We start from the raw sequence: 11,613 nt of genomic DNA on the forward strand, positions 1-11,613 counted from the left end.
GCTAAGACAATTATCATATGATAGTTCTCGTTAGGTTTATCGGAGTCAAGGCATGTTATTAGAAAAAGGAGGCAGCCTCATTGCTTACGACCCCTGATGATTATGTTAACCAATTATACCCAGAAGATGAAGAGCTTCAGCTTGTAATAGAAGCCATCCGCGAGCACGGGATGCCGGAGGTTTCGGTGGCACCGGCATACGGCCGGCTGCTGACTATGCTGGTACAGACTGCCGGCGCAAGGAATATTCTCGAAATCGGCGCCCTTGGCGGCTATAGCGGCATCTGTTTGTGCCGCGGACTCCCGGCCGACGGCAAACTCACGTCCTTAGAGCTGAAGGAAGAATACGCGGCACTCGCAGGACGTCATCTGGAGAAGGCCGGATTCAAGGATCAGGTGGAGTACCGCATCGGTCCGGCGGCGGATAGTCTGGAGGTTTTGAAGCAGGAAGGGCGGACATTCGATTTTTTCTTTATTGATGCGGATAAGGAGAACTATCCTCTGTACTTGGAATATGCCATGGAGCTTGCCAATCCCGGTGCCCTCATTGCCGGAGACAATTGCTTTTTGCGGGGCCGGACACTGAACTCGGAGAAGAACGGTCCTTCGGTTCAGGCCGTCCGCCGTTTTAATGAAATCATCGCGACGGACGAGAGGCTGATCAGCACGCTGCTGCCCGCCTATGACGGGCTGATCCTTGCGCGCGTAAAGGGATGAAACGGATAACACAAAGGGGCTGTCCTCGGGTCGGTTAGACCACGGGACAGCCCCTTTGTGGATAAGACGGTTGCGGTTATTCTGCTGGCAGGCTCAACGGTATTTGGGCGAGGGCTTATGCGAGAACAGTTTCCGCCTTACCCATAACATATTGATGATCAGCAGACAGCCGGATGTAATGAACAATCCTTCGATTCCGATGAATCCGGATAAGAATCCGCCGATCACCGCGCCCAGCATATTGCCAAGCGCAAGCGAGCTTGTGTTGAAGCCGAAGGAGCGGCTTTCCATGCCGTCCGGCGTGTAGGAGCGAATCAGCGCGTTGACGCTTGGCAGCAGCCCGCCCATGAACACGCCCATCATGAACCGCACGATAATCAGCTGCCACACGGATTGCACGAAGGCTTGCGGGATCAACGTAAGTCCCGTACCGATCAAGGCGTACGTCAGTATGCGGTGCGCGCCGACCTTGTCGCTGAGCTTGCCGAGAATCGGGGAGGCGATCATGTTCGACAGCCCCGTGACCGCCACGACGAATCCGGCCCATATCGCGATATCCACCGCGGATCCATGAAGCTTCTGAACATACAGCGGGAGCAGCGCCATAGGGCTGATCATCGCGAATTGAAGCAGGAACGTAACAGCGAATAACGCCGGCAGCTGCGGAATGTGGCTCAGCTCCTTGAGCCCGGCGATAACCGATGGCTGCGGCGCCTTGGCTGCCCGCTCGCGGTTGAAGTTTTCCTTGACGAGGAACAAGGCGAGCAGCGAGGCCGTAAAGATTAACCCGCCTGTAATATAGAAAATCGGCCGGAAGCCGACCCAGCTGGCCATGAGTCCGCCGATCAACGGACCGAGTATAGTGCCGGCGACTTGTCCGGATTGCATGATGCCCATCGCGAACCCCATCCGATTCTTCGGCGTTGTGCCCGATACGAGCGATATCGCCGCAGGGTTAAATCCCGATATGGTACCGTTCAGCAGCCGAAGAGCCAGCAGATGCCACGGATGGGTGGCAAACCCCATGCACGCGATGACAAGCGCCATGCCGAAGCCCGAGCGCAGCAGCATGATTTTGCGTCCGTACTTATCGGCGACTTTTCCCCAGATCGGCTGAAAAATAAACGAGGTCAGGAAGTTGGCCGCAAAGATCAATCCGGCCCACACGCCTATCTCCCGGTCTCCCACGACATTCAGGTCCTGGGCCAAATACAATGTCAGGAACGGGGTGATCATGGTCATCCCGGAGTTGACCAAGAACTGCCCGAACCAAAGCACAATGAGATTGATTTTCCAATTGGTCAATGTGCCCTTCACTTCCTTTCTAAGCTGTCGGGTCCGGCGCGAACCGGACGTATATGGAATTACCCTAAAAAAGCCGTTCTTCCAGTATAACATATTTAAAAAGTGCCAAATGCTAACAATGTCATAAGATTGTCATGCGATTTTCATAGGATGTCCATGTAAGACGGTTGTTACTTACTTTTAAAAAGGGCATAATGTTCTTTAGGAAACTTTATACACATTGATGGGGGCCTAATCATGACCTATAACGATCAATTCATCCGCGCTTGCCGCAAGCAGGAAGTGGACCACATTCCTGTATGGTACATGCGACAAGCGGGACGCTACGACCCGGAGTATCGAAAGATTAAAGAAAAGTACTCCCTGCTGGAAATATGCAGTCAACCCGAGCTGGCGGCAGAAGTGACCCTGATGCCGGTACGGAAGCTCGGCGTGGACGCGGCTATTTTATATTCCGATATAATGAATCCCGTTGCCTCGATCGGGGTAGACTTCGATATTGTGAAAAATATCGGTCCCGTGATCGACAATCCGATCCGATCGGCAGCGGATGTAGAGAAGCTTCGCCCGATCGACGTGGAAGGTGATCTCGGCCATGTCTTGGAGACGATTCGCATTCTGGAGAAGGAGCTGGACGTTCCGCTCATTACGTTTGCCGGTGCTCCGTTCACGATTGCCAGTTATCTCATCGAAGGCAGACCTTCCAAAAATTATCTTCGCACGAAAGAGCTTATGTACAGCGAGCCGAAGGTATGGTTTTCGTTGATGGACAAGCTCGGCGACATGGTGATCGCTTATTTGCGCGCCCACGTGGCAAACGGCGGGAAAGCGTTTCAATTGTTCGACAGCTGGGTGGGAGCTTTGTCTCCAAAGGATTTCCAAACGTTTGTCCTTCCAACCATTCAGCGTATCTTTGCTGAGCTTCAGGACCTAAGCGTGCCGAAGATCTATTTCCCGGGGGTAAGCTCAGGAGAGCTGCTGCCTACGCTTACGGATCTCAGCACGGATGTCATCGGTCTCGACTGGCGAGTGTCCATTACGGAAGGACGCCGCCGTTTGGAGCATAAATATGCCGTTCAGGGCAATTTGGATCCGACGGTTCTGACCGGGCCTATGCCGGTCATTCAGCAGTATGCCAAAGAAATTATCGATCAGGGGATTCAGGAGCCGGGCTTTGTGTTTAATCTAGGACACGGTTTATTCCCGGAGGCATCCCTGGAGAAGCTGCGTGAGCTGACCTCGTATATTCACGAATACTCCGCTCAAGCACTGCAGGCAGGAGCACAACGCTCTTAAACGTTGAATATTTTATTAGCCAAGAGGTGAGATGGTATGAAGAATAAGATTGGCGTATTGGTCATGTCCTACGGCACGCCGGAGAGCATGGAAGGAATCGAAAGTTATTATACGCATATCCGCCGCGGAAATAAGCCGTCGGAAGAGCAGCTCAAGGAGCTGACGGACCGCTATGAGGCGATTGTGGGAGGCGTGTTTCCGCTCCGCGAGAACACGGACCGGCAGGTCCGCACGCTGCAGGATACATTAAATGCGGATCCCCGGGCCATCGACCTTGAGTTTGTGTGTTATCAAGGCTTGAAGCACGCGGCTCCGTATATCGAAGACGGCGTGGAGCAAATGGTCCGGGACGGGATCAAGGAAGCCGTCGGCATCGTGCTGGCTCCCCATTACTCCACCATGAGCATCGGATCCTACGTGAAGCGTGCGCAGGCGAAAGCCGATGAGCTGGGACTTCAGATTTCGTTCGTGGAGAGCTACCACATGCATCCGAAACTGATCGAGGCTTTTGCGGACCGGGTGTCGGCGAAGCTGAACCAGTTCGAGCAAGCGGGGGCTGTCCGGGACAGCGTGAGGGTGCTGTTCAGTGCCCACAGCCTTCCGGAACGCATCTTGTCCGTCGGAGATCCTTATCAGGATCAGCTGCTTGAGACATCCAAGGCCGTAGCCGAGAAGGCAGGCGTGAAGCAGTGGCAGTTTACGTGGCAAAGCGCCGGCCGGACGGCGGAGCCTTGGCTGGGCCCGGACATTCTGGATACGCTGCAGACGCTGAACAAAGAAGAACAGGTGGAGGACGTGCTGGTAGCACCGGTCGGTTTCGTATCGGATCATCTTGAGGTGCTGTACGATTTGGATATCGAAGCCAAAAGCATTGCCAAGGAGATGGATATGCGGCTTGAGCGCATCGACTCCTTGAACAGCGACCCGCTCTATATGGAGGCGCTCAGCGACTCCGTGATCACCTTGATTGGACTGTAAGCGGTTCTTACCCGAATTTCTCAACAGAATGCTTTGATATGGAACTCCCCGGCGACGGGGGGTTCTATTCTTTATGGGGAAGCTGGTATAATGGGGGAAGCGACTTATTGCGCGAGCTCATGAGTGAATAAAGGAGTGACCTATGCAGCATCTGTCACGATCAGAGAAAAGCAAGGCCGAGAAGAAGGCCCGTAAGCAGCGAACCGGACAGGTTTGGCTCATTTTAAACCTATGCCTGATTTTTATGATCGCTGCTTTGCTTGTTTATCATTTTAAATTCAAGGAAGATCCGGTTACGCAAACGGCTTATCCCCCTGGTATGCCGGACTTTGGCATGGAAGGGGAGCAGGCGGGAATCACCGGCCCCGGGCAGCAGGACGAAGGTGCGGGAACGGATTCCGATCCTTCGAAGACGACGGAGCCCGGCAAACCTCCCGATTCCGTGATAACGGGGCCAGATGGCAGCGCGGCGGATGAACCTGCCGATGACGAGATGGCAGCGCGAGTGGTCATGCATTTTGCAGGGGACACGTTGTTCTCGGGCAAGGTGGAGGCTGAGCTGAAGAAGCATGGATATGATTATCCCTACAAGCACCTGGGTGCCGCATTTCTGGAGGACGACCTAACCGTGCTTAATCTGGAAACCCCGGTTACGACCGGAGGCATTGGCGCCGCCAATAAGAAATTCGTATTCAAGTCCTCTCCGGACGTATTGCCCGCCCTCCGGGATGCCGGGGTGGAAGCCGTTAATCTGGCTAACAATCACATCCTGGACCAGGGGCAGGAGGGGCTATTGGATACCTTGAAGCACCTGAAGGACCATGATATCCGTTATGTGGGCGCGGGGCGGAACGAGAAAGAAGCCTTTGCGGCCCAGTATTTCGAACGACAGGGCTTGACGGTTGCCCTGCTGGGCTTCAGCCGCGTTCTGCCGGAGACGACCTGGTATGCGCTGGAGAACAGGCCCGGGGTCGCCGGGGCTTATGACCATGTGCTGCCCAAGGCGGTTGAAGCGATCCAGGAGGCAAGGAGCAAGGCCGATCTGGTGGTTGTCATCGCCCATTGGGGGGAGGAGCTTCATAAGACGCCGAATGTCCATCAGATCAATCTGTCACGCGCATTCATTGACGGCGGCGCCGATCTGATTATCGGCGGCCACCCGCATGTGCTGCAGGGATTGGAGCAGTACAAGGGCAAGTGGATTGCGTACAGCACGGGGAATTTCATCTTTACCAAATCATCGAATGCCGATACGTGGAAAACAGCCGTGTTCCGGGCTTCATGCAGCAAGCAAGGTGATTGCGACCTGAAGCTGACGCCTTACCGTACGGAGATCGGGCAGGTCATTCCGCTTGAAGGCAAAGAAGCTGAAGCTCTGCTGAAAGAGGTCCAGGAGCGATCCGTGGGCGGCGTCCAAATAGCGCTTGATGGTGAAGTTACAGCAGGCAAGGCCGCAGACTAATTCGTTAAACGTTACATCAAGGAGGTCCCACCATGAACAATTTATGCGTGGCTCACCGGGGATTTTCCGGTAAAGCGCCTGAAAATACGCGCGCAGCCATTCAGATGGCGATGGATGAGCCCTTCGTGCATTGGATGGAAATTGATGTGCAGCTGACTCGGGACGGGGTCCCTGTCGTGATCCATGACTTCAGCGTGGATCGTACGACGACCGGGAAGGGCAAGGTGAAGGATCTGACCTGGCAGCAAATCCGGAGGATGGACGCCGGAGAATGGAAGGGACGCCAGTTCAGAGGAGAGCAGGTTCCATCGCTGGATGAGGTCCTGCAGCTGGTCAAAGGCCGATTGAAACTTAACATCGAACTCAAAACGAGCGGGGACATGTATCCCGGCCTGGAAGCCGCTGTCCTGGAGCGGATTCAAGCGCACCGGATGCTGCCGGACGTGGTGCTTACTTCGTTTGAACCGAAAGCGTTGATGAAGGCAAAGGAATTGGAGCCCGACGTAAAAACCGGACTTATCATCGATGCGCATCCTCGCAATTTGCTGGCACGCTTGAAGCAAATGAAATGTTCCTTTTTATCCATCGGCTACTCCCACCTGGATGCGGCTTTTGCGTCAGATCTGGTGAAGAACGGCATTACGCCCATGGCTTGGACGGTGGATGATGCGAAGAGCATGAGATCGCTCGCCCGAATGAATCCCGCCATCATGATCTGTACGAACCGGCCCGATACATGGGGCCAAATCTTTATTCATAAAATTGCACCAAAAGTTCCGTTCTGGCGAAGAAAATGGAGGTTTTAATTGATGTGTGCCCTAGTGAATAACGTTTATTGTGTAGGACGTAATTACCAACTGCATGCGGCGGAGCTCGGCAATGCCGTACCGGAAGAGCCGATGATTTTCCTTAAACCCTCGCATGCCGTCGTTCCACTGGACGGCAGCGTGCTGAAGCTGCCCATGGACAGGGGCAGCCTTCATTTTGAAGGCGAGCTTGTGATTCAGCTAGCGGAGGATTACGCGCCAGGCAAGACCGTGGACGAGCTTGTAAAAACGATGGCCCTGGGCATCGATTTCACGCTGCGTGACGTACAGACGGTCATTAAGGAGAAAGGACACCCGTGGACGGCAGCAAAGGCGTTTAAATCTTCCGCTCCGCTTACGCCATCCATCGCTTTCCCGGGAACCGCCAAGCTTGAGGATAAGGATTTTACCGTCTGGAAGAACGGCGCCCAGGTCCAGCGGGGAAATGTGAAGGATATGATCTTCTCCCTTCAGCGCATCATCGATTACATCGGCGAGCATTACGGTCTTGGTGAAGGGGATTTGATCTTCACAGGCACGCCGGCGGGCGTGGGACCCACGGAATCCGGCGACGTGTTTGAATTGTTCTGGGGAGACGTCCGTCTGGGCCGCTGCGAAATCGGGTAATCTGACAAGCTTTATTATGGGAGGGATCGCGGATGGATTGGCTGATCGGGGCAGCGGGTGCCGTCATCGTGGCAGGAGCCGCTTACAGGAAACGATCGTTATCGGAATCCGGAGCCTTAGCCGCTATTCTGATGGGTACCATATATTACGGAGCAGGGAACGCGTTTTGGTTCGGAACCCTGCTTCTTTTTTTCATAACGTCCACGCTGCTCTCGCGGCATGGGAAGCAGCGGAAGGCGGACCTGGAGAAATCCTATGCCAAGACCGGCCGGCGGGATGCCGGTCAGGTCTTCGCCAATGGCGGCATCGGCATGGTGCTGTGTCTGCTGAACGTATGGATTCCGTCCCATCTGTGGGTGTACCTGTTTATAGGCGTCATGGCTACGGTGACGGCGGATACCTGGGCCACGGAGGTAGGCAGCCTTAGCCGGAAGCCTCCGCGTTCCGTGCTGAACGGAAGGGTGCTGACAGCCGGGGAGTCCGGCGGCGTGTCCTGGGTCGGCTCTGCGGCGGCGGCGGCAGGGAGTACGCTGATTGGGGCAGGCGGATGGCTGCTGGCCGAGTGGAGCGGCATGAATGCGGATCTGTTGCCGTATGTCCTGGCTGCCCTTGCGGGCGGCATGGTCGGAGCTTTTGCCGATTCGTACCTCGGCGCGACCATGCAGGTAATGTATCGCTGCCCGGCGTGCGGCAAATCGGTGGAAGTGTCACGACATTGCGGCCAGGATACGGTGCGCATGCGCGGACATGCCTGGATGTCCAACGATGCGGTCAATCTGGTCAGCTCATTGCTTGGCGGCGCGGCAGCTTATGGGATTGCGGCGTGGATTGCGTTATAATGTATCCGTCTTACCGATGAACGAACGATCAACGAAATCTATAGATGTAAGTAGGGATCATAACGATGAATATATTGACTGTGGAACAGGTAACGAAAAGCTATGGAGATAAAATTCTGTTTCAGGATGCTTCCTTCGGGATGGAGGACCAGGATAAAATCGGGATCATCGGCGTAAACGGCACGGGGAAATCCACGTTTATGCGCGTTATCGCGGGGCTTGAGCCGCCGGATGCCGGTAAAATATCGATGGGCAATCGCATCCGGGTGCGTTATTTGGCCCAGAACCCCGAGTTTGATCCGGACAATACCGTCCTGCAGCAGGTATTTGAGGGCGATCTTCCTGAGATGAAGGCGGTGCGGGAGTACACCGAAACGATGGAACTGCTGGAGCTGCATCCGAATCGCGAAGACCTGCAGCAGAAGCTGCTGAAGCTCAATCAGACGCTGGATACGCTGCAGGCGTGGCAGCTGGAAAGCGATGCGAAAACCATCCTGTCCAAGCTGGGCATCCGGAATTATGACGCGAAGATGGGGACGCTCTCAGGCGGCCAGCGTAAGCGGGTCGCATTGGCCGCAGCCTTGATCCAGCCTTCCGATTTGCTTATCTTGGATGAGCCGACGAACCATATCGACAATGAATCCGTGGCCTGGCTGGAACAGTATCTGCAGAAGCGCCGGGGTGCGCTGCTCATGATTACGCATGACCGGTATTTTCTGGACCGGGTGGCCAATGTCATGCTGGAGCTGGATCACGGGCGGCTGTTCCGATATGAGGCGAATTACAGCCGCTTTCTGGAATTGAAGGCGGAGCGCGAGGAGCGTGAGGCTGCTTCCGAGCAGAAGCGCCAGAATTTGCTGCGAAGCGAGCTGGCCTGGATTCGCCGAGGAGCCAAGGCGCGTACGACCAAGCAGAAGGCGAGGATCGAACGATTCGAGAAGCTCAAGGATCAGGAGATGGTACACAGCTCCGGCGAATTGGACGTCTCGGTCGCTTCCACCCGGCTGGGACGAAAAATTCTGGAGATTGAAGGTCTGCGGAAGAAGAGCGACGACAAAGTTCTCATTCAGGATCTTTCCTACATTGCCGTTCCCGAGGATCGGATTGGCATCGTTGGCCCGAACGGCAGCGGCAAATCCACGCTGCTCAACCTGATTGCCGGGCGGCTTCAGCCGGATGCCGGGGAAGTCGTGCTTGGCCCCACGGTTAAGCTCGGTTATTTCACGCAGGAGCATCAGGAGATGGACGGCAGTAAGCGAGTGATTGAGTATATCAAGGATGAAGCGGAGGTTGTCCGCACAGCGGACGGCTCGGCCATTACCGCGGCCCAGATGCTGGAACGCTTCCTGTTCCCGCCGGCGCTGCAGTGGACGCCGATTGCCAAGCTGTCCGGGGGCGAAAAGCGCAGGTTGTACCTGCTGCGGGTGCTGATGAGCGCGCCGAACGTGCTGCTTCTCGATGAACCGACCAATGATCTGGACATTCAGACGCTGTCCGTCCTGGAGCAGTACCTGGATGAATTCCCGGGCGTCTGCATCGTCGTATCCCATGATCGCTTTTTCCTGGATCGAACAGTGGACAAGATCATGGCGTTTGAGGGCAACGGACAGATCCGTGTCCATGTCGGTTCTTACAGCGAATATGCCGAATGGATGCAGCGCCATGGCGGCGAAGCCGCCGGGGGCAAGGCGGAAGCATCCAGTGCCAAGCCTGCTTCGGGAGGATCAGACAGCGGTTCCGCTCAGGAAGCGCCGCGGGAGCGCTTGAAATTCAGTTATAAAGAACAGCGGGAGTATGAGCAGATTGACGCTCTTATCGAAGCCGCCGAGAACAAGCTCGCTTCGATTCAATCGGAGATGGAGACCGCCGGCAGCGATGCGGCCAGGCTTCAGGAGCTGATGAAGTCCCAAGAGGAGACGGAAGGCGAGCTGGAGCATTTGATGGAGCGCTGGACCTATCTGAACGAGCTTGCGGAGAAGATTGAGCAGAGCAAGAAATCTTGAATTTGAATGCAATACAACAATAACAAAGGGGCGTCCCCAGGCTGAAGGCCTTGGCGGGACGCCCCTTTTTCTGTATGGAGATGACTTATTTCACGTAGGCAGCCAACAGCTTAACGGTGTTAAGAATAGCTTGTTTATGCGTTCTTTCCATCGCATGGGATGCATGAACGCCGGGGCCGATCAGCGCAGCCTTGATGTTGCTGCCGGCGGAGAGCGCCGCGGATGCATCGGAGCCGTAATGCGGGTACACGTCCACCGCATAAGCAATGCCTTCGTTTTCGGCCAGCTGGATCAAACGGCTGGTCATGCCGTAGTCGTAGGGACCGGAAGAATCCTTCGCGCAGATGGACACATCGGTTTCCTTGCAGCTCAGGTCATCGCCGATGCAGCCCATATCGACCGCAATTAGTTCATGGATGTCGGCAGGAATATAGGCGGCGCCATGTCCGACCTCTTCATAGTTCGAGATGAGAAGTTTCACATTGTAGGCAGGCTTCCAGTTATCCCGCTTCATGCTTTCGAGCAAGCCGAAGAGGGCGGCGACGCTGGCTTTGTCATCTAGATGGCGGGATTTAATGTAACCGCTCGGCGTAATGACCGCACGCGCATCAAAGGATACAAAATCACCAACGCCGATTCCGAGTTTCTTCACATCATCGGCAGATTCCACCAATTCGTCGATCCGGACCTCCATATGGGCTTCCTGGCGCTTGAAATCACGGGCATCGCTGTACACGTGAACGGAAGGATGCGTGGACAGGATCGTGCCCGTATATTTCTTGCCGCTGCGCGTATGGATGATGCAGTATTCATTCTCGATGCTGTTCATCATGTATCCGCCGACGGCGGTCAGCCGGAGCGTACCTTCCGATTTTACGGCACGAACCATGGCGCCGAGCGTGTCCACATGGGCGCTCAGGCCGACGGTTCGGCTGCCGTCTTGTCCGGGAACGGACAGGACGGCTCCGCCTTTCTCATTCCATTCCAGGGAAACTCCAAGCGAAGCGGCTTCCTGCTCGATCCGCTTCATGATGTCGTGGGTATACCCGGTAGGGCTCGGCGTATCCAGCAGTTCTTTTAGCAGGTCCAGCACGTAAGTTTCATTCGGTTGTATCGACACGGGTTTGTTATGCCTCCTTGGTTCGATGGGACAGCCTTCCCTATTCAACGGGAACGTCCTTCTGATCTTTCTTGTTTTCCTCTTCCGCAGTTTGTATTTCAGGGGTGTATCCCGTTACTTCACGGATATGTATGAGCTGCTCCGCTAACGAACGGATTTCCTTCTGCATTTGATATTGACGGTAAATCCCGAACGTGCCGACGATCAGTCCCCCGATCAGCGAGCATCCGATAATCAGCAGAATCAGCGGTACGTTGACGGTGCCGAACAACAGGTTCACGGCAACCGGATTGACATTGATGACGGCGAACACAGCCGTAATCAGGGCAAACAATAAGGCTGCGATTAACGACCATTGAATTTTCATGGGGAACTCCTCCTTCCTCCAAACAGTATAAAATCCCTCGCCCGTAAAGGGCAAGGGATTTTATTCCACTGGTCAATTGAGATTAGCTCATGCC

General features: G+C 55.1%; 11 protein-coding genes. 8 read left to right on the plus strand and 3 right to left on the minus strand.

Annotated features, from left to right (window positions below):
- Positions 1–80: 80 nt before the first annotated feature.
- Positions 81–716: an O-methyltransferase gene (locus BMX45_RS09270; protein WP_090909407.1), complete on the plus strand. Its 636-nt coding sequence runs from the start codon at positions 81–83 to the stop codon at positions 714–716.
- 93 nt (positions 717–809) lie between these two features.
- Here the strand turns inward: BMX45_RS09270 and BMX45_RS09275 are convergent, their stop codons facing one another.
- Entirely contained in the window at positions 810–2,021 is a 1,212-nt protein-coding gene (locus BMX45_RS09275; RefSeq protein ID WP_041622038.1) for an MFS transporter, read from the minus strand.
- A gap of 237 nt (positions 2,022–2,258) precedes the next feature.
- Between BMX45_RS09275 and hemE the strand changes: the two genes are divergently transcribed.
- The 7 genes from hemE to taeA all read left to right on the plus strand — a co-directional run bounded on the left by hemE (position 2,259) and on the right by taeA (position 10,032).
- Positions 2,259–3,317, plus strand: a complete 1,059-nt coding sequence (hemE, locus tag BMX45_RS09280; protein WP_090909408.1) for a uroporphyrinogen decarboxylase — start codon at positions 2,259–2,261, stop codon at positions 3,315–3,317.
- Between the two features lie 36 nt (positions 3,318–3,353).
- The gene (gene hemH, locus BMX45_RS09285; protein WP_090909409.1) at positions 3,354–4,295 is read left to right on the plus strand and encodes a ferrochelatase; all 942 of its coding nucleotides are present in this window, start codon (positions 3,354–3,356) and stop codon (positions 4,293–4,295) included.
- Between the two features lie 142 nt (positions 4,296–4,437).
- A complete protein-coding gene (locus BMX45_RS09290; protein ID WP_090909410.1) occupies positions 4,438–5,757 on the plus strand; it encodes a CapA family protein in 1,320 nt (439 codons plus the stop codon).
- A 32-nt stretch (positions 5,758–5,789) separates the two neighbouring features.
- Positions 5,790–6,563 (plus strand): glycerophosphodiester phosphodiesterase, encoded by a 774-nt coding sequence (locus tag BMX45_RS09295; protein WP_090909411.1) that lies wholly within the window; start codon positions 5,790–5,792, stop codon positions 6,561–6,563.
- A gap of 3 nt (positions 6,564–6,566) precedes the next feature.
- Entirely contained in the window at positions 6,567–7,190 is a 624-nt protein-coding gene (locus BMX45_RS09300; RefSeq protein ID WP_090909412.1) for a fumarylacetoacetate hydrolase family protein, read from the plus strand.
- A gap of 32 nt (positions 7,191–7,222) precedes the next feature.
- Positions 7,223–8,029 carry a DUF92 domain-containing protein gene (locus BMX45_RS09305; protein WP_090909413.1) on the plus strand — a complete coding sequence of 269 codons (807 nt, stop codon included), beginning with the start codon at positions 7,223–7,225 and terminating at the stop codon, positions 8,027–8,029.
- Positions 8,030–8,094: 65 nt separating this feature from the next.
- The gene (gene taeA / locus BMX45_RS09310) at positions 8,095–10,032 is read left to right on the plus strand and encodes an ABC-F type ribosomal protection protein TaeA (RefSeq protein ID WP_090909414.1); all 1,938 of its coding nucleotides are present in this window, start codon (positions 8,095–8,097) and stop codon (positions 10,030–10,032) included.
- 85 nt (positions 10,033–10,117) lie between these two features.
- On the opposite strand, the gene BMX45_RS09315 is transcribed toward taeA, so the two are convergent.
- Both BMX45_RS09315 and BMX45_RS09320 read right to left on the minus strand, forming a co-directional pair.
- Positions 10,118–11,152, minus strand: a complete 1,035-nt coding sequence (locus BMX45_RS09315; RefSeq protein WP_090909415.1) for a M42 family metallopeptidase — start codon at positions 11,150–11,152, stop codon at positions 10,118–10,120.
- A gap of 40 nt (positions 11,153–11,192) precedes the next feature.
- Positions 11,193–11,519, minus strand: a complete 327-nt coding sequence (locus BMX45_RS09320; RefSeq protein WP_090909416.1) for a LapA family protein — start codon at positions 11,517–11,519, stop codon at positions 11,193–11,195.
- Positions 11,520–11,613: the final 94 nt, after the last annotated feature.

This window comes from Paenibacillus sp. cl141a (assembly GCF_900109305.1).
Classification (GTDB): Bacteria; Bacillota; Bacilli; order Paenibacillales; family Paenibacillaceae; genus Paenibacillus_AQ; species Paenibacillus_AQ lautus_A.

What these genes read in the sequence shown, in the direction of transcription:
- BMX45_RS09320 (WP_090909416.1), bottom strand. Translation starts at nt 11,519, where the DNA reads ATGAAAATTCAATGGTCGTTAATCGCAGCCTTATTGTTTGCCCTGATT.
- BMX45_RS09300 (WP_090909412.1), top strand. Translation starts at nt 6,567, where the DNA reads ATGTGTGCCCTAGTGAATAACGTTTATTGTGTAGGACGTAATTACCAA.
- hemE (WP_090909408.1), top strand. Translation starts at nt 2,259, where the DNA reads ATGACCTATAACGATCAATTCATCCGCGCTTGCCGCAAGCAGGAAGTG.
- taeA (WP_090909414.1), top strand. Translation starts at nt 8,095, where the DNA reads ATGAATATATTGACTGTGGAACAGGTAACGAAAAGCTATGGAGATAAA.
- BMX45_RS09305 (WP_090909413.1), top strand. Translation starts at nt 7,223, where the DNA reads ATGGATTGGCTGATCGGGGCAGCGGGTGCCGTCATCGTGGCAGGAGCC.
- BMX45_RS09290 (WP_090909410.1), top strand. Translation starts at nt 4,438, where the DNA reads ATGCAGCATCTGTCACGATCAGAGAAAAGCAAGGCCGAGAAGAAGGCC.
- hemH (WP_090909409.1), top strand. Translation starts at nt 3,354, where the DNA reads ATGAAGAATAAGATTGGCGTATTGGTCATGTCCTACGGCACGCCGGAG.
- BMX45_RS09295 (WP_090909411.1), top strand. Translation starts at nt 5,790, where the DNA reads ATGAACAATTTATGCGTGGCTCACCGGGGATTTTCCGGTAAAGCGCCT.